The following is a 19,413-nucleotide window of genomic DNA, read 5'->3' as shown; positions in this document are numbered from 1 at the left end:
TCGTTTAACGCAGGCGATCCAAGTTGCGCGGGGTTTCGTCGGATTCGCCGAGGAACCGACGCGCGGCCCGAGTTGGAGCGCTTCTTCTTCCTCGACGACGAGGACCGGAACCTGATCGCGAAGCGGCGCGGTGACCACAATCGCCTGGGCTGCGCCCTGCAGATGTGCACGGTCCGATATATCGGGCTTTTCCTGGAGGATCCCTTGGCTGTTCCGTGGCCGGTTATTGAGCATCTGGCGGAGCAGCTGGAGATTGAAGATTCCTCCTGCCTCAAGGAGTACACCGAGCGGTCAAAGACGGCGTATGAGCACGCGTGGGAGATCGGCGATGCGTACGGCTACCACCGGTACGAGGACCCCGCCCATGGCCGGGTGTTCAGGGCGTTCCTGCACGGGCGGGCATGGACGCATGCCGACGGACCGGTCGAGTTGTTCAACCACGCGGCGGGTTGGCTGCGTCGGCACCGGGTACTGCTACCCGGGGTGAACGTGCTGACCCGACAGGTTTCCGAGGTCCGCACCATCGCCGAGAAGCGGCTGCACGCCGCGGTTGCCAAGGCCGCCCTGCGGGCGGCTCCGGCGCTGCCCGGGGACTTGGTTGCAACGCTGAAAACACCGGAGGGCACACGGTATTCGGAACTGGAGCGGATGCGTCGACTGCCAACGCGGAGCACGGCACCGCGATGAAGGGTGCGTTGCAGCGGGTTGAGGACATAGCCACCTTCGGGCTGGGCCGGCTGAAGCTGGAACAGATACCGCCGAACCGGCTCTCCGTGCTGGCCCGGTACGGGCTTGGCACCAAGGCCGCGAAGCTGGAGCAGACCGCGGAGCCCAAGCGCACGGCGATACTCACTGCGGTGATGCGCCATCTGGAGGCCAAGGCGATCGATGATGTCCTGGACCTGTTCGAGATCCGGATGGCGACCAGGTTGATCAGCACCGCGAAGCGCTCCACGGACAAGCAGCGCCTGTTCACCCTGCCGCAGCTGGAGAAGGCATCACGGATCGTGGCAAGGGCGGCGAAGGTGTTCATCGAGAAGCCGGAGTCGATCGAGGAGACCGGGGTTGAGGTGGATGTGGCCGCGCTGTGGCGGGCGTTGGAGGAAGTCGCACCCCGGTCGGTGATGTAAGATGCAGCGTCCACGGTGGTGAGTTTGGTGCCCCAGGACGACGATTCAGCGCAGTCCGCACTTCGCGGGGCGTTGGCGCTGCGCTACAACACCGTCAAGCCGTTCCTGTCACTGTTGGGTGAGACCTCAGCGCTGGACGCAGCGACCGGCGGGGCGAGAATCTTGGCCGGGGTGAAGAAGCTGCCCGCACTCTCGCCTCTAAAGGTCGGCGAGAAGCCGCTGCTGCCCCGGGAGATCGACGGAACGCTCGTGCCGCCGCACTGGCACCAGGCTGTGTATGCGAACACCGAGCTGCCGGAGGGGACGGTGGACCGCGACGCGTACGTGGTCTGAGTCCTGGAACTGCTCTTTCGCGCCCTGAAGCGTCGGGACATTTTCGCCTCGCCCTCGCACCGTTGGTCGGACCCACGCGCCCGCCTGCTCATGGGCACGGGTTGGGAGGCGGTGCGACTTCCGGGTCCCGCGTTGGTGGTGGCGGTCAAGCTGCAGGAGTGCAGCGGCTGGGCGCAGACGCCGCGGCTGGTGGATAGGAGGGTGCCGGTGCTGGTCCACCTGCTCTCTCCGGCCGGACGGCCGTTGGCCGTGACGGACGATCCGGCTTTCTTTTGGTCCGGACCCTTTGCGCAGGTCCGATCCCGGATGCGGGGCCGGTATCCGAAGCATCCCTGGTCAGAGGATCCGTGGACGGCTCCTCTGACGGCCGGGACCAAAAACCGGAGGTGACCCCGGGCCGCGTGCTCCTGTGCGACGCCGGCGCCATCGCCATCATTTTAATACAACGGCATTCGTGTCGAATACCGCCATCGCCGTTTTGGGAGTTGCTTTTCGCATTCAATGGGAAGTGCAGTGAGATGCTCTGTTACCGGTGTCACAGTTGATCAAGATCGCTTTACTTTTGCCAAAGGAGACCTGCATGGACGCCGCGCCCCAGATTATCAAAACAAACGTCGGCATCGTCGGTGGCGGCCCCGCTGGACTCATGCTCTCCCACCTGCTGTCCAGGGCCGGTATTGATAACATCGTCATCGAAAAGCGGGACCACGACACCATCCACAACACCCATCGGGCGGGGATACTGGAAGCTGGGTCGGTGAAAATGCTCACGGACACCGGAGTTGACGGCCGGGTGCTGACGGAGGGGCACCGCCACGACGGCATCGACCTGCGGTTCAACGGTGTCAGCCACCGCTTGGACTTCCAGGAGCTCGTGGGCGAGTCGGTATGGCTGTACCCGCAGAACGAGGTCTTCGTGGACCTGGCGGCGGCACGCAAGCGCGACGGCGGCGATGTCCGTTTCTCCGTTACTGATTCCGAAGTTCTTGACCTGGAAACCGATGTGCCGAAGATCCGCTTCATAGATGCCGACGGGCAGCGTTTCGAGGTGCACGCCGACAGCATTGCCGGTACCGATGGTTCCCAGGGGATCTGCAAACGAGCCATTCCGGCCGAAGAGCGCACCGACAACTTCATTGCCTACCCGTTTGCGTGGTTTGGCATACTTACCCAAGCGCCGCCGAGTGCCCCGGAACTTATCTACGCCAACTCCGAGCACGGCTTCGCCCTGATCAGCCAGCGCAATGAAAGCGTCCAGCGCATGTATTTCCAGTGCGACCCGACCGAGGATGTCAGCGACTGGACCGAGGACCAGATCTGGAACGAGCTGCAAAAACGAGTCGATGGGCCGGACGGCTTCACGCTCAAGCGCGGGCCCATCTTTGAAAAGATGGTGCTGCCGTTCCGCTCCTATGTCTGCGAACCCATGCGTTACGGCAACCTTTTCCTGGCCGGAGATGCTGGACATACCGTCCCACCCACCGGTGCCAAGGGTTTGAACCTGGCCCTGGCGGACGTCAAAGTCCTCTTCGACGCCATCGAAATGTTCTACGCTACCGGGTCCAGGGATTTGTTGGACGGTTACAGCGATAACGCCCTGGAGCGGGTCTGGAAGGCCCAGAACTTCTCCTACTGGATGACCAGTATGCTGCACAGCCGGAATGATCACAGCAGTTTTGAACGCAAGCGTATTCAGGGCGAGTTGAACAGCGTTGTTACCTCACGCTACGGGCAGCAGTACCTGGCCGAGGCCTACACCGGCTGGCCGCACGGCTGAGCGGCACCCGTATCGCGCTGCGACCGGGGGGCTACTTCTTGGCCGCTTTGAGGTTGGCTATCAGCTGGGTGATTCGGCGCGAGCGGGTTTCCTCCGTTTTGGCATCTCCGATTGGCTCCACGTAACGGCGCTGGGTGCTGTAGTTCAGCGTCGCATAGAACGCTTTGGCGTCCGGCTCTGCGTCCAGGGCGGCGGCAAGGTCTTCGGGTACGTGCATGACCCGCGGTTGCGTGTCGAGTTCGAGGTTGACCTCGACGGTATCCCCGGCCGCGGCGCCGGTCAGTTCCCTGTTGGCTGCGCTGACGCCCACCATGTTCCGCCCACTCATCACCGCGATGCTGCTGCGGTAGCTTTGCCCGTTGATGGTGACGACCACCGGTGGCCGCCTTCCGGCCCCGAGTCCGGTGACGATGTCTTCCGGGACCTCGATCCCCGCCTTATTGCCACTGCCCAGGATGGTCGTTGTAAATTTCATACTCACAGTATCCCTTGGCTACCGACAAGCGCCGCCCAGGCGTTGTTGTTGCATCTGGTTTGGGGGCCACCCCTTCCCCTTCGAGGAGCCTCTGAGCTGACGAAAACCGGGACGGTTGCAAATTCTCAGCCAATTGGCAGAAACGGCACTAAGCGCGGGTCGACGCCGTAACGGCGCCCGCTGGGATCTGAGGAGTCCCACCCCACATGTCAAAAATACTCGTACGGCCGGAAATGAGGTTGGCTTGGTGTCAGTGGGCGGCGTGGAAGCGCTGACGGCGGTGCTTCGGCTGTTCCATTTCGTCGAGTACCGCCCTGGCGAGGTCGGCCGCTGAGATGTTCGAGCGGCCGGTGTCGTCCCTGAGGAGGACGTCGTCACTGAGGCGGTAGGTGCCGGTTTCTTCTGCGGGGGCCCATGCGCCAAACTCGGCGGGAGGGCTGACGTAGAACCAGTCCAGGTCTGCAGGGCTGGCCTTGAGCTTTTCGAGGAGCGAGGACGCTCCGCCAAGTACACCGAGACGGGTTCTGGTGCCAGCGGTAAGGCTGATCAGGGTGTCGACAATCCCTTCGACCTTGCCCGCCATGTCTCCCCGCGGGGATAACGTTTCGAAGACGACGTCGCGCTCGGCGACCGCTTGGGTGATGACTTCCTGGTCCAGGACCGAACCAGCGATGTAGCTGACTCCGCCTAATGGTTTAGTGGGTGTCGAACGGCTGACTGACGTGACCTCGTGCCCGCGCCTGCTGGCCTCCTTCACGATTGCGCTGCCTGCGTATCCTGTCCCACCGAGGACGGTGATGCGTGCCGTTTTCTGCTCCATTTTCGATTCCTGTCCGGCCTATTCGGCAGCCGAACCTTGCCAACTAAACCATATCGGTGATCGCCGGACGGTGCTCCAAAGGAGATTTGTCCGGCCGGTGCCAGCCGGCAGGCTGGCCCGGGCGATGCAGGTTCAGTCAGATCCATCTGGGGAGAATTCTGGCACGTCTCGGGGACCGGCAGAGTGCTGCCGAACATGCTATTCAAGAGTCGCAGCGTTGGCGATTACCAGTACTGCGACTTGCTCTGTGGACAAAACGGTGCAGCGTCCCAGCAAAGTCAGAGGCATCGAGGGAAAAGGCCACCGTTGCCTCACTGTATGACGTGCCTTAGGCGCCTTGCCGGGCTCTTTACCTGAGACCTGAATTCCGGGGGCTCGAGGATGGGGAAATCACCTCCAGTGGTTGGGGCGTGGCAGCATGGCATTATGGCTAATTCGAAGTCGGGGGACTCATCGCTGGATCGGCTGGTGCGGATTCTGAGCGCCTTTGGGGCGGATGCTCCGTCGCTCACAATTGGTGCCTTGGCCGTCCGGGCGAACGTCCCGCTGGCAACCGCTTATCGTTTGGCGGATCAGTTGTTGTCCCACGACTTTTTGCGTAAAGATGCATCGGGGAGCCTGCGGCTTGGCCTCGGCTTGTGGGAGCTGGCGAACAGGAGTTCCGCTGCCCTGGACCTGCGGGAAGCCGCGATGCCCTTCATGGAGGACATTCAGGCGGTGGTTGGCCAGCACACCCAGTTGGCGGTGCTTCGAGATGATGAGGTGCTGGTCATCGAACGGCTTTCCGGCCGCGATTCGGTGGTCAATCAGGCCCGCGTGGCGGGTCGGCTTCCCGTCCATCGGACCTCTGCCGGCATGGTGCTTCTGGCCTTTGCGCCCGTCCACGTTCAGGAGGCGTATCTGCGCGGCCACCCAAATGCGTTCCTGCCTTCTGAAACTGGACTGGCTGACTCCAGGCAGGCTCTCGCCTTGGTCAGGGGACAGGGGTTCGCCGCTTTTAACGGACTGGTGGACGAGGAGACGACGGGGATCGCCGTTCCGGTGTTGGGCCGCGGGCGAATTGCCGTTGCCGCATTGGGGGTCGTGGTTGCCCGCGATGAGGGCAAAGTCCATTCAATCCTTCCTGTCCTGCTGACCGGTGCCCGGGGAATAGCCCGGGCGATGGGGGAGCATGTTGACTAGTCACATTCTCATTGATTGAGAAAAGGAAGGCGGTGAAATGTAGTCCCTGTCACAGTGGAGAGAGGTTCACATCAGCTTTGTCACGGGAGACCCAATGGCCGGCACGTTGGTGCTCTTCGACGCCATCACAGCCGGAACACCATACTCAAACCACGAATAGGAGTTCATATCATGGCAGATGAAACCTTTGACGACAGCCACGTGGTCGTCAGTTCCGAGGCGGCAGCTGACAGCCAAGCCTCGCTGAGTGCCGAAATCGAGGCCGTCCACCGCAGTTACCAGGATGGGCTTGCGGGCGGGGCGGCCCAGGAAACGCAGCCACGTATTGACTTCGCCCCCTACCGAAGCTCCGTTCTGCGCCACCCCACGAAGGACCTGCATCATGCCGATCCGGAGACCATTGAATTGTGGAGCCCCGCGTTCGGGCATCGGGACGTCCACGAACTGGAAAGCGATCTGACCATCCAGCACAACGGTGAGCCGCTGGGGGAACGGTTGGAGGTGCGTGGCCGGGTGCTCGACGGCGATGGTCACCCGGTGCGGGGCCAGCTGGTGGAGATCTGGCAGGCCAACTCGGCCGGTCGATACATCCACAAACGGGACCAGCATCCGGCGCCGATCGACCCAAACTTTACCGGCGCCGGGCGGTGCATTACCGGTGCCGACGGCAGCTATGAGTTCACCACCATCAAGCCGGGCCCGTACCCATGGAAGAACCACTACAACGCCTGGCGGCCCGCGCACATCCACTTCTCGATCTTTGGCACAGACTTCACGCAGCGCATGATCACCCAGATGTACTTCCCCGGAGACCCGTTGTTTGCGCTGGACCCGATTTACCAGTCCATCACGGACCAGAAGGCCCGGGACCTGCTCGTGGCGCGCTACGATCACGACATCACGACACACGAGTGGGCCACCGGCTACAACTGGGACATTGTCCTCAGTGGTAGCAACCGGACCTGGATGGAAGACGAGGATGCAGAATAATGCCAGAACAAACAGGCACTGAAGCAACGCGGACTATCCCGAAGCTTCCCGCCACGCCCGGACAGACCATTGGGCCGTTCTTCGAATATGCCTTGCCATATGCCAAAGATGGAGAACTTGTCCCTCAGGCGCGGCCGGGCGCCCTCCGGTTGCACGGGACCGTCTATGACGGCCAGGGTGACCCCATTCCGGATGCCTTGCTGGAAATTTGGCAGGCGGACGAGGATGGCACGATCGTGCAGGAACCGGGTTCCTTGGTCCGGGACGGCTACACCTTCACCGGCTGGGGGCGCGAGTCGGTGGACAACACCGGCTCCTACACCTTCACTACGCTTAACCCCGGCGCGACGAAACCCGGCAGCGCACCCTTCATCGCCGTCGTCGTCTTCGCGCGCGGACTGCTGAACAAGCTGCACACCCGCGTATACCTGCCGGAGGATACCGCCGCGCTGGCGCAGGATCCAGTACTGTCGGCACTGCCCGAGGACCGCCGCGACACGCTTATCGCCACCCGCGAATCCAGCGGAGACTTGTTGTGGGACATCCGACTCCAGGGACCTGGCGAGACGGTTTTCCTTAGCTTCGCGGAGGCATGAGCGTGCCGGATTCCGCTGCCGCCGCCGCCGACAACGCTGCGGACAGTGCCGACGTCGGCCTGCTCTCACCGGCTTGGGCTGGGACACCCGTGGCTGCCCGGACCGGTGACCGTGCGCTGATCCAAGCGATGCTCGACGTCGAAGCCGCCTGGGTTCGCGTCCTGGCCGACGCTGGCTACCTGGATCCGGAGCTAGTAGATCCGGTGTTGGCCGCGGCCAGTCAGGATCGGTATGACGCGGCGTCCATCGCAGCCCGTTCCCAGGGCGGGGGCAACCCGCTGATCCCGCTGCTGGCGGACCTGCGCGAACAGGTCCGTACCAGCAACCCGGCCGCAGCGGCCGCGATCCATCAGGGCGCCACCAGCCAGGACATTGTGGACACGGCACTGATGCTGGTGGCTCATCGGGCCGTGGCACTGATCGAAGCGGACCTGCGCACCGCGGCCCGGGCCATGGCCGCACTGGCCGAGCGGCACCGCCGTACTCTGTGCGCCGCCCGGACCCTGACGCAACATTCGCTGCCCTCCACCTTCGGACTGAAAGCCGCCCAATGGCTCTCCGGCGTGGGCCACGCCGGTAGCCGGCTCGGCACCGTCGCGGCCGGTCTGCCGTTACAGTGGGGAGGAGCAGCCGGGACGATGGCGGGCGTAAGCCTGCTCACCGAGCGTCGCCAAATCGGTGGACGGGCGGCAGGCTCAGCCGACGGCGGCGCGCTGGACCTCGCCGCCGACCTCGCCGCTCGATTGGGGCTGACGGATCCTGGTTTTCCCTGGCAGACGAACCGGCTGCCCGTCACCGAACTTGGCCAGGCCCTCGCCGATGTGCTGGCCGCTGCTGGGACCGTGGCCAACGACGTCCTGTTGCTCAACCGGCCCGAAATCGGCGAGGTATCCGAGCCGGTTGCCGCCGGCAGGGGAGTCTCATCTGCCATGCCGCAAAAGCAAAATCCGGTGCTCTCCGTGCTCATCCACAGCGCGGCACTGGCCGGCCCCGGCTACCAGGTGCAGCTTCAAGCAGCCGCCGGCGCCGTCGTCGACCAGCGGCCGGACGGGTCATGGCACGTCGAGTGGCAGGCCCTTCGGCAGCTGCTTCGGCTTGCTGGCGGAGCAGCCGCGAAACTTGCCGAACTCGCCACCGGCCTCCAGGTGCACGCCGACCGTATGCAGGCCAACCTGGAACTTACGGGACCGTTGCTGCTCAGCGAAAAGATCATGGCCGTCGTGGCGCCCCTCCTCGACGAGGGGAATCCCGGGGCCGGGAAGAAGCGGGTGCAGGCCCTCGTGGAGGAGTCGCGGGGTGGCCCCGCAGCACTGGCGGAATCCCTCCGCCAGACGGTTCCGCCCGAGCGGCTCAATGATGCCGAGCTCGCAGCGTTGCTGGATCCGTCGAAGTACCTCGGTGCCGCGGACGAACTAATCTTCCGGATAATTGCCACCCATCAGGAATGGAGTGCCACGTGAGCATCCCGAAAATCACTGCGACGCTATTGGGTGCGGGCAACCCACTACCGGCTACTGCCAAGCCGCTGCTCATCGTGGGTGCCGGACTGGGCACGGGTGTGCGGGCTCTCTGGGGCGCGGCGGTGCCCTACCTCGAGGGCTTTGAGGTGGTGGGTGTTGACCTGCCCGGTCACGGTGCCAGCCCGGCGGCGACCGAGGCATTCAGCGTCGCCGAGCTCGCCTCCGGCGTCAGGGACATCGCTGCACAGTTGTGCGACGGAGCGGACCGGAAGGTCTACTACGCCGGTGTCTCACTGGCCGGTGGGGTGGCGCTACAGCTGGCGCTGGACCAGGGGACCGGTCACGAGGGGGTGTTCTCGGCGGTCGCGGCGATCTGTTCCTCCGCACAGTTCGGCGAGCCGCAGGGATGGTTGGACCGGGCTGAAACCGTGCGCGTGCAGGGGACGCCCACGCAGGTGGTCGGATCGGCTCAGCGCTGGTTCGCTCCGGGCTTCATGGAAGCCTACCCGGACCGCGCCGCAGCGCTCCTGCACTCGCTCCAAGACGCCGACCGCTTCAGCTACGCGTTCGCCTGCCGGGCGCTGGCGGACTTCGATGTCCGCGACCGCCTCGGTGCCATCGAGGCGCCGCTGCTGGCCATCGCAGGCGAACTCGACCCGATTTGCCCGCCCGCCGTCGCCGAGACGATCGGTTCAGGCGTCCGGAACGGCCGTTCCGCCGTCGTACCCGGTGCTGCACACCAGGCGCCACTTGAGGCGCCGGAAGAAACGGCCGCCCTGTTGCGCGGATTCTTCGCCTAGCAGCCCATCCGACCGGCGCCCACCGCCTAGCCGCATACCCGCCGTCGCCCGCCCTCGCCGCCACGCCCGGTGGCCGCCCCGCCCGCCCGCCGACAAAAGGACTCCACACCCATGAACGCAACTTCCCCTCCGGCCAGTACCGATCCGGCCGCCTCCCAGCAAAGCATCTACGACGAGGGAATGGCCGTCCGCCGCCAAGTCCTTGGCGATGCCCACGTTGATCGTGCCAACGCCGGCATCGATGACTTCACCGACGAGTTTCAGAACATGATCACCCGTTATGCGTGGGGAAGCATCTGGACCCGCCCGGGCTTGCCACGCGCCACCCGCAGCGCCATTACGCTCACCGCCATGATTGCCCACGGGCACTGGGAGGAGTTCGCCATGCATGTTCGGGCCGCCCTGACTAACGGCATGACCCGCGCGGAGATTAAAGAGGTTTTGCTGCACTCGGCTATATATTGTGGGGTGCCGGCCGCGAACAGTGGGTTCAAGATCGCCCAAGGGGTATTTGCGACAATTGATAATGAGAATCCCGTTGAAGGAGCACAGTGAATCAGGCCTTTCTCTACGACGCAGTCCGGACACCGTTTGGCAGGTTTGGTGGAGCTCTTGCCGGCGTCCGTCCGGATGACCTGGCAGCGCTGGTGCTTAGGGAAATAATTTCCAGGGCTCCGGCTCTGGATCCGGCCCACATTGATGAGGTCGTCTTCGGCAACGCCAACGGTGCCGGTGAGGAAAACCGCAACGTAGCGCGGATGGCGACGTTGCTGGCTGGGTTGCCGACGTCCATTCCAGGGACCACGGTCAACCGGCTCTGCGGTTCCAGCCTGGATGCGGCGATTATCGCTTCCCGCCAAATCAATACCGGTGAAGCCGAGCTGATCGCCATCGGTGGGGTTGAGTCCATGAGCCGTGCCCCGTGGGTCCTGCCCAAGACGGAAAGACCTTACCCGGCTGGTGACCTTGCCCTCGCATCGACCACTTTGGGCTGGCGGCTGGTCAACCCGGCGATGCCGGCCGAGTGGACTGTTTCCCTCGGCGAGGCCACCGAGCAGCTGCGCCAACGGCACAGCATTTCGCGCCAGCGCCAGGATGAGTTCGCGGCGTCCTCGCACAATCGGGCCGATGCTGCCTGGACCGCAGGGTATTACGACAACCAGATTGTCAAGGTCCCGGGCACCACGCTGGATCGCGACGAGAGCATCCGTCCCGGCAGTTCTGCTGCGAAGCTGGCTGGGTTGAAGACAGTCTTCCGTAAGGAGTCCGAAACGGACGACGGCGGCACTGTCACCGCCGGGAATGCCTCACCGCTGAACGACGGCGCCTCTGCTGCGCTGATTGGTTCGGAGCGAGCGGCTGGCCTGTTGGGAACGGAACCGCTGGCCCGCATCGTCGGGCGCGGCGCATGTGCCCTCGAACCGCAATTCTTTGGCTTTGCCCCCGTGGAGGCCGCGAATTTGGCGCTCAAACGGGCCGGAATCGGCTGGGGTGAAGTAGCCGCCGTCGAACTCAATGAGGCCTTCGCGGCACAATCGCTGGCCTGCATCGATGCGTGGGGCATCGCTCCGGAGATCGTCAATGCCTGGGGCGGTGCCGTGTCCATCGGCCACCCGCTGGGTGCCTCCGGCATCCGGATTCTGGGCACGCTGGCCCGCCGCCTCGAGCGCAGCGGTGAGCGGTGGGGTGTGGCCGCGATCTGCATCGGGGTGGGCCAAGGGCTGGCCGTCGTCTTGGAAAACGTCCACGCGGCCCGCAATTGAGGACGTTCACACACTTAGGGAGGCTGAGCTGATGCTCAATTTTGTGCAATCCGCTGCCGAGGCAGTGGCCGGCATCAGCGACGGGGCAACCGTGCTGATCGGTGGTTTCGGCAACGCCGGGCAGCCAATGGAACTGATCACAGCCCTGCTCGACGGCGGCGCGACGGGACTGACAGTGGTCAACAATAATGCCGGTCAAGGGGATGCAGGTTTGGCGCTGCTGATCAAGGAACGCCGAGTGGACAAGGTCATCTGTTCCTTCCCCCGCCAGTCGGATTCGTGGCACTTCGACGCCGCCTACCGTGCCGGGGAGATCGAACTGGAGCTGGTTCCGCAAGGCAACCTGGCCGAACGCATCCGCGCCGCCGGGGCGGGAATCGGCGGCTTCTTCACGCCCACCGGCTACGGCACGATGCTGGCCGAAGACCGGGAAACAAGAATGATCGATGGGCGCGGACACGTCTATGAAACCCCGATTTACGGCGACGTCGCCCTGATCAAGGCCCTCACGGCAGACAAAGCCGGGAACCTGGTGTACCGGAAGACAGCGCGGAACTTCGGCCCGATCATGGCCGCCGCGGCGATCAATACGATTGTGCAGGTGGGCAGCGTGGTGCCCACGGGTGACCTCGATCCCGAGAACGTCGTCACGCCGGGGATTTACGTCAACACGGTCGTCCGGTTGGATGCACCAGCTCGAACCGAAAGAGAGCGGAGCCGGCAATGAGCAAAGGACTCAGCAGTAAACGACCGGGCAGCCAACGACTGGGCAAGGAGCAACTTGCCCAACTGGTGGCCGGTGATATAGCCCAAGGATCCTTCGTGAACCTGGGCATCGGCCAGCCGACGCTGGTCTCCAACTACTTGACCGCGGAACAGCACGTGACGCTGCACACCGAGAACGGAATGCTCGGCATGGGCCCGGTGGCCGTGGGCGATCAAATCGACGAGGACCTGATCAACGCCGGCAAGATCCCCGTCACGGAGCTACCCGGAGCCTCCTATTTCCACCACGCGGACTCGTTCGCCATGATGCGTGGCGGACATCTGGATGTCTGTGTCCTCGGAGCCTTCCAAGTATCCGCTACCGGCGACCTGGCGAACTGGAACACCGGCGCACCGGACGCGATTCCCGCCGTGGGCGGGGCCATGGACTTGGCCACGGGCGCCAAGGACGTATACGTGATGATGTCCCTTTTTACCAAGGAAGGCGCGGCCAAGCTGGTGCAGACATGCAGCTATCCCCTGACAGGTGTTGGCTGCGTGACCCGGATATACACGAATGAAGCCGTTTTCCTGATCGGGCCCGACGGCGTGCGCGTCCGGGAAACCTTCGGGACCACGTTTGCGGAACTGCAGGAGCGGATCGGCGTCGAGCTGCTTGACGATTAGTCGAGCTCATACCGTGAATCGCCTGCTGCTGATCCGGCGTCAGGCGCGGTGCTGCCGGCTGGTTTTGTCCAGCGTGCGCAGCACGTCAGCGATGGAAAAGGACTGGGCGGGCCGTCCTGCGGGGCGAGCAAGACCATGTCCCGGATCGCGTAGCCGACCAGCAGATCGCGGTGTTCGCAATGATACGCGGGGGCACCTGGGGCATTGACGCTTCCCCCAATCGACGCGGATAATAACAAACGGCGGCCTTGTATGCTACGGATCGTGAGTACGGTTTATGGAAGTCCGTCACAGACGGGAAGCCATTACCATGACGCTCGACGACTCCACAGCGCGCTCGTTAACGGAGCTGACCATTGTCGACCTCACGCTGCTCCTTGCAGAGGAACTGCCGGCGGCCTGGGCGACGCATATGCCGTACCAGCAAAAGACGTTCAACTATTTCAACAACGTTGACGATCAGGCAGCTCCGCTGAAGAATGCAACGGGGCCCTATCAGACCCGATGGTTGCTCATCGACGAGCACACTGGAACCCACGTCGATGCCCCGGCTCACTTTATCCCCGAAGTGAAGACCGGGTTACCCCATGCTGCGGACGTTGGCTCCGTAACGGTGGAACAGATAGCCCTGAATCAGCTCATCGGTCCGGCCGTGGTGATCGATATTCCAGCAAATCTTCCTGATTCGGCGCCGGGTGTGTCGCCCACGATCACCAAGGATTTCATCGCTAAATGGGAGCGTGACAACGGTGAGCTTACCGTCGGCGATATTGTTCTCTTCCGTACAGGTTGGGACAAGCGCTATCTGCCGGGTTCTGCAGGGCTCGAGTACTGCTATCGCGCGCTCGTCACACGGGATGGTCCCGGTTGGCCCGCCCCGGACAGCAACGCAATGCGCCACATTATGGATCGTGGTGTGACTTGCGTTGGGACGGACGGGGTGAGTATGGGGTCCTGCCATGACGGGGCTGGTGTCCATTACGCGGGGCTGGAAGCGCGGGTGGCGTTCATCGAGGCTTTGGGGAACCTCGACCGGCTGCCCGTCCGCGGTGCCGTTTTCTGTTTCGCGCCGTTGAAGATCGCCCGCGGCACCGGCGCGCCGGGCCGTGCATTCGCATGGGTCCCGCAACTGTGACGGGCGGGTTGTAAAACAGCACTGAGGCGAATAAGGAAGAAAGGAACGGTGGCCACAATGTCTGCCGACACCTTGGCAACATCTGAATCCAAGGACCGCAAGTACATCATCTACCTCATCATCATCGCGCTGCTCGGGTGGTCCCTGGCGTCATACGATTCGAATCTCCTCACGTTAACAATGCCGGCGATTGCAAAAGATCTGCACTTGTCGGCCACCGATCTTGGAGCCTTGGAATTCATCGTCTTCGGTGCCGAAGTCATTGTCGCGCTGTTCGTAGGCTGGGGAATGGACCGTGCAGGCCGGAAGAACATGTGGATGATTTGCCTGGCCGTTGCCGGTATATTCACGGGCCTGACATTCTTCGTTCAGAATTTCTGGCAACTGGCGCTCGTCCGCGCAATAGCTTCCGCCTTCGCGTTCGCTGAGCTCGCCGTTTCTGTGACTCTGGTCAACGAGCAAGTTCCCGCCAAGCGCCGCGGTTTTCTGTACTCCATTGTCCAAGGTGGCTGGCCCATCGGAGTCTTCCTGGCCTCCGGGCTGTACCTGCTGGTCGGAAGTTTCGGTTGGCGGGTCGTTTACGTCTTTGGCGTCATTCCCCTGCTCCTGGTCGCGATTGGTCGCTGGAAGGTTCGGGAATCGGATCGTTATGTACACATCAAGGCTCTTCGCGCGGCAGTGAAGGGCGGCGATCGCGGCGAAGTGGAACGTTTGCAGGCCCAGCGTCCGGTGAAGGTGGAGGACCTGAAGCAGGGTTCTGTTAGACAGCTGTTCTCAACAGCCGGTCCGGTTCGCTCGGCGCTCACCCGGTTGACGGTGACGTGGCTGCTGTATGCGATCTCGTTTGTTGCCACGAATGTCTTCATTGCGTACTGGCTGACCCAAGTGAAAGGCTGGACGGCCAGTGAAGCGGCGGTCCTGCTGCTTGTCTGTGGCGGTATTGGGTTCTTCTTCTACGTGTTCGGCGGTCTCCTGGGCGAGAAATTCGGTCGACGAAACGTGATGCTGGTGTCGGGGTGCCTTGTTGGTCCTCTCAACCTGCTGATTCTCATCGTTTCGGATCACACCTGGGTAGCAATCGTCTTCTTCTGTATTTATCAGGCCACCAATGGAACCTGGTCCGGAGCCGGCTACTCCTACCAGGCGGAATGCTTCCCAACCCGGGTTCGCGGAACCGCCGTGGGATGGATGGGAGCCATGATGGTTGGCGGCCAGCTCATCGGCAGCGCGATATGGACCGGGATGACGGCTACCACAAGCCTCATCATCACTTGGATCGTCATCGCAGTGATCATTGGCTTCGCCCAAGGTATCAGCACATTCTTCCTGCCGAACATTAAACCCGGTCAAGAGCTGGAAGCAATTGTTGACTAGCTCCCGTTCAATGCTAAAAATACCGGCTTAGCCGGCGCCGGTTAGCGGGTGGAGGAACTCTGAGCGGCGCCGCGCCACGTGCTGGGATCCAGCAGATCACGGTTTAAGGCGGCCGCAGGTATCTCTCCTCGGGCAGCCTGGACCACCGATGCCATCACACTTGCCGAGACGCTATGGGTGAAGTCAGCCGTCCAGCACAACGCATGGGGTGAAAGGATCACGTTCTCGAGCGCAAGCAGGGGATCGTCCTTCGCGGGCGGTTCAGGATCGAACACATCCAGGGCGGCACCAGCGATTTCGCCCTCCTGGAGCGCCCGGACAAGCGCCGCCTGGTCCACCAGGCCGCCCCTGGCGATATTGACGAAGTAAGCGCTCGCTTGCATCGCGGCGAAGAAGTCGGCGGCAAGCATCCCTCGCGTCTCATCGGTCAGTGCGGCGGTTACGATGACGAAGTCGGACCTGCGGGCGAGCTCAAACAGCGGATGACTGTCGATACCGCGCTGCTGGGCTGCGCTGGCATTGCGCTCAGTTGTGATCACCGTAACGCCAAGAGCCTGTAAATACTCAGCAAGCTGGATCCCCACACTTCCGAAGCCGATAATGCCGGCTGTCCTGCCGTCCACGCCGATTCCTCGGTACTTTCCGCGTCCGGTGTCCCACTGTCCGGACACAGCCACCTGATGATTCTCGATCAGCCTGTGCGCGGCAGCGAGCACGAGCGTTAACCCGGCGAGCGCCAGCGGTTTCCGGACGGCGGCTGGGGCGGTCGTCACGATGACCCCTTCAGCGGCGAGCCCTACGGAATCAATGCCGTCGTAACCGGCGCCGAACCTCGCCACATGCTTAAGGCGCGGAGCCTGGCGTACCAGTTCGGCGTCGAAGGGCATGTGCCCGAACGAGAGCACGGCATCGAGCCCATCGAACATGCGGTGCACCGGCTGGCCCGCCGTCACTTCCGGCATGAGCCGCCAGGTGATGCCCGCCTCCTCAAGCCGCCCCAGGCCGATATCACCGAAGATGGTCGAACCGTCTGGCCCTGCACCGTCAGGAGTGAGACCTACGACGTACTCCCTATTGTTCCGAGCCATGCTTCTCATCCTTTTTCGATCCTTGTCCGCTGGATATGCCGATCACGCAGCCACTATTTCCTTCGCCTCGATCGGCCGACGGACCATGAGCCCGAAGAACAGCGCCCCGAGGGCCGCGATGAAGCCTGCCAGGATGAAGGACGGTGTGTAAGACCCCGTCCGGTCGACAATGATTCCGGTGATAACAGGCGCCAACGCGCCGCCGAAGTAGCCACCGAAGTTCATGATGGAACCGAAACGGGCCACATGTGTGTCCGGGACGATATCGCTCGTCAAGGCCCAGGACTGCGACTGGATGATCGCGATGAGCCCGAGTGCCAGGCACAACACGACGATAGCGAACACGAGGGAGTGCACAAACGGAATGATGATCAGCAGCGCACCTGTCAGAACCGAAGCAATGATCAGCACCAGCTTTTTGGAGCCCATCGCCGTCTGTCCCCGACGGCGCACGAGCATTACGGTGATCCGGCCGCCGTAAATTCCTGCGATTGCGGACGCGAGATACGGGATGGCCGCAAGCCATCCGGTCTTGGCGATAGAGACTCCGAGGGTGTCCTGCAGGAAGAGCGGCAGGAACGTAATGAAGATGTTCCAGATCCAGATCGAGGTAAAGAATCCGAGCATCATGCCCCAGGTCTGGCGGTACTTGAAGAACGTCAGCCAGGGTATGCTGGCGGCCGGGGCAGCCGAGTTGTCCCGACCGGCCAGGATGTAGCGGTACTCGTCTTCGGAAAGGTGTTTGGCTTCTTCCGGGGACTTGTAGAACAGGTAGAACGCCAACGCGAGTACGATGCCAGCCGCGCCGATGACGACGAACATCGCACGCCACCCGAACGCCAGCATCAGGACCGTGAGCAGAGGCGGCGCAACTGCCGAACCCCATTTGGACCCGCTGTCCCAGATCCCGCAAGCCTGGCCGCGCTCCTCGCGTGGGAACCAAGTAGTAGTGATCTTGGAGCAGTTCGGGGAGTTCGGGGACTCACCGATTCCGAGCAGGATCCTGAAGGTTATGAAGTGCGTCATCGTACGCCCGGCCGACATCAAGGCGGTGGCCACACTCCAGACAGCCATCGCGATGAAGTACATCTTCTTCGGCCCGAACTTGTCAATAAGGTAGCCGGCCGGCAGCTGGAAGAAGGCGTAAGTCCAGGAGAATACGGTTCCCAGCAGACCGATATCGGTCTTGGTCAGGCCGAGATCTTTGATCATATTGGGCGCTGCGATCGAGACGGCTGACCGGTCCAGATAGTTGAGTACTCCGGCGAAGAGCAACCACCCGAGGACCCAGTATCGAAGGTTCTTTACCTTCTTGTAGTCCTTCTCTCGGGTGCTGGCGACGGTTCCCGTTTTTTGACTCATGACACTCCTTTGTGCGCAAATTTTTGTGCTAATTCCACGATGAATGATCGCTCCGGTGGTGGGATGAGGTCAGCCCCGTATACCGCTGGGCGGTAGGCTTTCAGATCCTATTTCCTATACGATAGACCTAGGATTGTTCAATTTCCAGAGTCCACTGCAAAATTTTTTCGCTTCCAGAAGGTTTGTGACTTGCCGCCGCCGCAGCGGCACAGGAACGTAAGATGTCTGACAGATGTGGCTTACCTGCTCGTCGGGCCGAAGGGATAAATGGTGATTAAAGAAGAAGACCTGTTAACGCAGTACCTGCCGGAGGTAGCCGTGCCAGCCTCCGTGGTGATGGCGGTTCAGCGCGGCACCGGGAAGGTCCTGGTCGTGTTGGATGATGATCCGACCGGAACCCAGTCCGTCTCGAACCTCCCGGTGCTCACCAGCTGGGATGTCGAGGACTTCCGGTGGGCGTTCAGCTTCCGGATCGACGACGGCCCTGCCGCCGCAGTCTACGTACTAACGAATACGCGGAGCCTGGATCCTGACACGGCAGCGGCACGCAACCGTGAAGTGGTCACCAATGCCCTCGCCGCAGCCTCGGAAACCGGTACAGACGTCGCATTCGTCAGCCGCAGTGATTCCACCTTGCGCGGGCATTACCCGCTCGAACCCGACGTCATCGCAGCGACCCTTCTGCAGGAAACCGGACAAGGAATCGACGGCGTTGTGATTGTTCCTGCATTCCCCGATGCGGGCCGGGTCACCATCGGTGGTCAGCACTACACGCGGGACGGATCCGGCGGCTTAACTCCCGTCGCCGAGACGGAGTTCGCCCGGGACGCGAGTTTCGGTTTCACCAGCTCCGGGCTCGCCAAGTACGTCGAGGAAAAATCCGGCGGTCGGTACCGCGCTGAGGACGTTGTGGTTTTGGACCTGAATATTGTTCGCGGCGGCACGGAAGGTATTGCGGATGCACTCTCCAAAGCCACGGATTCCACTCCGATCGTCGTCGATTGTGTGAGCGAAAATGATTTGCGCGCCCTGGCCTTGGGACTGGCTGCTTCCGAAGCGCGCGGCATGAAATTGCTGTACCGCGTGGGACCTCCTTTTGTCCGTGCCCGAATCGGTCAGGATGAGCGCCTTCCGCTCACCAGCGACGAGGCCTATGCAGGAAGTGCTCCTGCGCCCGGCGGCGGGTTGATCGTTGTTGGCTCTCATGTTGGCGTCACCACACGGCAGTTAAAGGTGCTGCGGGAGAATCATTCATTGGCTAAGTTCGTGGAAATCCAGGTCGAGTTACTGCTCGATGGAGAACGGGCAGCCGCACACATTGCTGACACGGTTGCAGCGGTGAGCGCCGCGCTGGCACAAGCTGACGTCGTCGTCCATACCAGCCGCCTCGTAGTCACGGCCGAGGATGCGGTCGAAAGTCTGCAGATCGCGCGGACGGTCTCTGCCGCCGTCGTCGAGGTTGTCCAACGGACCCTAAAAATCCGGCCGCCGCGGTTCGTGATAGCCAAGGGCGGTATTACGTCCTCCGATGTGGCCGCGCACGGGCTGGAAATCCGGCACGGAATAGTGCGGGGTCCGATGCTCCCCGGCATCGTCTCGCTGTGGGCACCCGTGGACGGTCCAGCCAAGGGAATTCCGTACGTAATATTCGCCGGCAATGTCGGCAACGACTCATCGCTTCTGGACGTGGTGCGCAAACTCAGCAGTAAAATCTGATTCCTTCACGACAGGAGACA

The 19,413-nt window shown here is 62.6% G+C and carries 20 protein-coding genes and 1 pseudogene; 17 read left to right on the top strand and 4 right to left on the bottom strand.

Going from position 1 to position 19,413, the window contains the following annotated elements:
- Nucleotides 1-72: 72 nt before the first annotated feature.
- From IV500_RS21190 to IV500_RS00405, 5 genes and pseudogenes are all read left to right on the top strand, one after another.
- Complete coding sequence (locus IV500_RS21190) at nt 73-687, top strand: DUF4158 domain-containing protein (protein ID WP_230854289.1); 615 nt, start codon at nt 73-75, stop codon at nt 685-687.
- Entirely contained in the window at nt 684-1,130 is a 447-nt protein-coding gene (locus IV500_RS21185) for a hypothetical protein (RefSeq protein WP_230854288.1), read from the top strand. The genes IV500_RS21190 and IV500_RS21185 overlap by 4 nt, the downstream gene beginning before the upstream one ends.
- An 18-nt stretch (nt 1,131-1,148) precedes the next feature.
- Nucleotides 1,149-1,463 carry a hypothetical protein gene (locus IV500_RS21180; RefSeq protein WP_230854287.1) on the top strand — a complete coding sequence of 105 codons (315 nt, stop codon included), beginning with the start codon at nt 1,149-1,151 and terminating at the stop codon, nt 1,461-1,463.
- 135 nt (nt 1,464-1,598) lie between these two features.
- Nucleotides 1,599-1,853 (top strand): annotated as a pseudogene (locus tag IV500_RS00410) (ATP-dependent helicase C-terminal domain-containing protein); the annotation flags it as partial.
- 190 nt (nt 1,854-2,043) lie between these two features.
- Nucleotides 2,044-3,240 carry a 4-hydroxybenzoate 3-monooxygenase gene (locus IV500_RS00405; RefSeq protein WP_196394852.1) on the top strand — a complete coding sequence of 399 codons (1,197 nt, stop codon included), beginning with the start codon at nt 2,044-2,046 and terminating at the stop codon, nt 3,238-3,240.
- A 31-nt stretch (nt 3,241-3,271) separates the two neighbouring features.
- Here the strand turns inward: IV500_RS00405 and IV500_RS00400 are convergent, their stop codons facing one another.
- Both IV500_RS00400 and IV500_RS00395 read right to left on the bottom strand, forming a co-directional pair.
- Nucleotides 3,272-3,715, bottom strand: coding sequence for a YdeI/OmpD-associated family protein (locus IV500_RS00400; RefSeq protein ID WP_196394851.1), 444 nt, complete (start codon nt 3,713-3,715; stop codon nt 3,272-3,274).
- Nucleotides 3,716-3,965: 250 nt separating this feature from the next.
- A complete protein-coding gene (locus IV500_RS00395) occupies nt 3,966-4,535 on the bottom strand; it encodes an NAD(P)-dependent oxidoreductase (RefSeq protein WP_196394850.1) in 570 nt (189 codons plus the stop codon).
- Nucleotides 4,536-4,961: 426 nt separating this feature from the next.
- Here IV500_RS00395 and IV500_RS00390 point away from each other — a divergent pair, with 426 nt between their 5' ends.
- From IV500_RS00390 to IV500_RS00340, 11 genes are all read left to right on the top strand, one after another.
- Nucleotides 4,962-5,717: an IclR family transcriptional regulator gene (locus IV500_RS00390; protein WP_196394849.1), complete on the top strand. Its 756-nt coding sequence runs from the start codon at nt 4,962-4,964 to the stop codon at nt 5,715-5,717.
- Between the two features lie 171 nt (nt 5,718-5,888).
- The gene (pcaH, locus tag IV500_RS00385) at nt 5,889-6,707 is read left to right on the top strand and encodes a protocatechuate 3,4-dioxygenase subunit beta (protein ID WP_196394848.1); all 819 of its coding nucleotides are present in this window, start codon (nt 5,889-5,891) and stop codon (nt 6,705-6,707) included.
- Entirely contained in the window at nt 6,707-7,303 is a 597-nt protein-coding gene (pcaG, locus tag IV500_RS00380) for a protocatechuate 3,4-dioxygenase subunit alpha (protein ID WP_196394847.1), read from the top strand. Before pcaH ends, pcaG begins: the two co-directional genes overlap by 1 nt.
- Nucleotides 7,300-8,763 carry a lyase family protein gene (locus tag IV500_RS00375; RefSeq protein ID WP_196394846.1) on the top strand — a complete coding sequence of 488 codons (1,464 nt, stop codon included), beginning with the start codon at nt 7,300-7,302 and terminating at the stop codon, nt 8,761-8,763. Before pcaG ends, IV500_RS00375 begins: the two co-directional genes overlap by 4 nt.
- Nucleotides 8,760-9,563, top strand: coding sequence for an alpha/beta fold hydrolase (locus tag IV500_RS00370; RefSeq protein WP_312875768.1), 804 nt, complete (start codon nt 8,760-8,762; stop codon nt 9,561-9,563). Before IV500_RS00375 ends, IV500_RS00370 begins: the two co-directional genes overlap by 4 nt.
- Before the next feature lie 111 nt (nt 9,564-9,674).
- Entirely contained in the window at nt 9,675-10,118 is a 444-nt protein-coding gene (pcaC, locus tag IV500_RS00365) for a 4-carboxymuconolactone decarboxylase (protein ID WP_196394844.1), read from the top strand.
- On the top strand, nt 10,115-11,326 hold the full coding sequence (locus IV500_RS00360; RefSeq protein WP_196394843.1) for a thiolase family protein: 1,212 nt from the start codon (nt 10,115-10,117) through the stop codon (nt 11,324-11,326). The genes pcaC and IV500_RS00360 overlap by 4 nt, the downstream gene beginning before the upstream one ends.
- A 31-nt stretch (nt 11,327-11,357) precedes the next feature.
- Entirely contained in the window at nt 11,358-12,053 is a 696-nt protein-coding gene (locus IV500_RS00355; RefSeq protein WP_196394842.1) for a 3-oxoacid CoA-transferase subunit A, read from the top strand.
- Entirely contained in the window at nt 12,050-12,718 is a 669-nt protein-coding gene (locus IV500_RS00350) for a 3-oxoacid CoA-transferase subunit B (protein WP_196394841.1), read from the top strand. The genes IV500_RS00355 and IV500_RS00350 overlap by 4 nt, the downstream gene beginning before the upstream one ends.
- Nucleotides 12,719-13,028: 310 nt before the next feature.
- Nucleotides 13,029-13,853: a cyclase family protein gene (locus IV500_RS00345; protein WP_230854285.1), complete on the top strand. Its 825-nt coding sequence runs from the start codon at nt 13,029-13,031 to the stop codon at nt 13,851-13,853.
- A gap of 57 nt (nt 13,854-13,910) precedes the next feature.
- Nucleotides 13,911-15,227: an MFS transporter gene (locus IV500_RS00340; RefSeq protein ID WP_196394840.1), complete on the top strand. Its 1,317-nt coding sequence runs from the start codon at nt 13,911-13,913 to the stop codon at nt 15,225-15,227.
- 41 nt (nt 15,228-15,268) lie between these two features.
- On the opposite strand, the gene IV500_RS00335 is transcribed toward IV500_RS00340, so the two are convergent.
- The gene (locus tag IV500_RS00335) at nt 15,269-16,315 is read right to left on the bottom strand and encodes a 2-hydroxyacid dehydrogenase (protein ID WP_196394839.1); all 1,047 of its coding nucleotides are present in this window, start codon (nt 16,313-16,315) and stop codon (nt 15,269-15,271) included.
- A gap of 42 nt (nt 16,316-16,357) precedes the next feature.
- Entirely contained in the window at nt 16,358-17,677 is a 1,320-nt protein-coding gene (locus IV500_RS00330) for an MFS transporter (RefSeq protein ID WP_196394838.1), read from the bottom strand.
- Between the two features lie 267 nt (nt 17,678-17,944).
- Here IV500_RS00330 and IV500_RS00325 point away from each other — a divergent pair, with 267 nt between their 5' ends.
- On the top strand, nt 17,945-19,393 hold the full coding sequence (locus tag IV500_RS00325; protein WP_230854284.1) for a four-carbon acid sugar kinase family protein: 1,449 nt from the start codon (nt 17,945-17,947) through the stop codon (nt 19,391-19,393).
- Nucleotides 19,394-19,413: the final 20 nt, after the last annotated feature.

The organism is Arthrobacter terrae (assembly GCF_015708085.1).
In the GTDB taxonomy this organism is placed as follows: domain Bacteria; phylum Actinomycetota; class Actinomycetes; order Actinomycetales; family Micrococcaceae; genus Arthrobacter_M; species Arthrobacter_M terrae.
The sequence above is the reverse complement of the archived record's forward strand: the minus strand, read 5'-3'. Positions and strand labels throughout refer to the sequence as shown.

Bases quoted from the DNA above. Each gene is read 5' to 3' on its own strand.
- IV500_RS21185 (WP_230854288.1), top strand. From the start codon at position 684: ATGAAGGGTGCGTTGCAGCGGGTTGAGGACATAGCCACCTTCGGGCTG.
- IV500_RS00405 (WP_196394852.1), top strand. From the start codon at position 2,044: ATGGACGCCGCGCCCCAGATTATCAAAACAAACGTCGGCATCGTCGGT.
- IV500_RS00400 (WP_196394851.1), bottom strand. From the start codon at position 3,715: ATGAAATTTACAACGACCATCCTGGGCAGTGGCAATAAGGCGGGGATC.
- IV500_RS00395 (WP_196394850.1), bottom strand. From the start codon at position 4,535: ATGGAGCAGAAAACGGCACGCATCACCGTCCTCGGTGGGACAGGATAC.
- IV500_RS00390 (WP_196394849.1), top strand. From the start codon at position 4,962: ATGGCTAATTCGAAGTCGGGGGACTCATCGCTGGATCGGCTGGTGCGG.
- pcaH (WP_196394848.1), top strand. From the start codon at position 5,889: ATGGCAGATGAAACCTTTGACGACAGCCACGTGGTCGTCAGTTCCGAG.
- pcaG (WP_196394847.1), top strand. From the start codon at position 6,707: ATGCCAGAACAAACAGGCACTGAAGCAACGCGGACTATCCCGAAGCTT.
- IV500_RS00375 (WP_196394846.1), top strand. From the start codon at position 7,300: ATGAGCGTGCCGGATTCCGCTGCCGCCGCCGCCGACAACGCTGCGGAC.
- pcaC (WP_196394844.1), top strand. From the start codon at position 9,675: ATGAACGCAACTTCCCCTCCGGCCAGTACCGATCCGGCCGCCTCCCAG.
- IV500_RS00355 (WP_196394842.1), top strand. From the start codon at position 11,358: ATGCTCAATTTTGTGCAATCCGCTGCCGAGGCAGTGGCCGGCATCAGC.
- IV500_RS00350 (WP_196394841.1), top strand. From the start codon at position 12,050: ATGAGCAAAGGACTCAGCAGTAAACGACCGGGCAGCCAACGACTGGGC.
- IV500_RS00345 (WP_230854285.1), top strand. From the start codon at position 13,029: ATGACGCTCGACGACTCCACAGCGCGCTCGTTAACGGAGCTGACCATT.
- IV500_RS00340 (WP_196394840.1), top strand. From the start codon at position 13,911: ATGTCTGCCGACACCTTGGCAACATCTGAATCCAAGGACCGCAAGTAC.
- IV500_RS00335 (WP_196394839.1), bottom strand. From the start codon at position 16,315: ATGGCTCGGAACAATAGGGAGTACGTCGTAGGTCTCACTCCTGACGGT.
- IV500_RS00330 (WP_196394838.1), bottom strand. From the start codon at position 17,677: ATGAGTCAAAAAACGGGAACCGTCGCCAGCACCCGAGAGAAGGACTAC.
- IV500_RS00325 (WP_230854284.1), top strand. From the start codon at position 17,945: ATGGTGATTAAAGAAGAAGACCTGTTAACGCAGTACCTGCCGGAGGTA.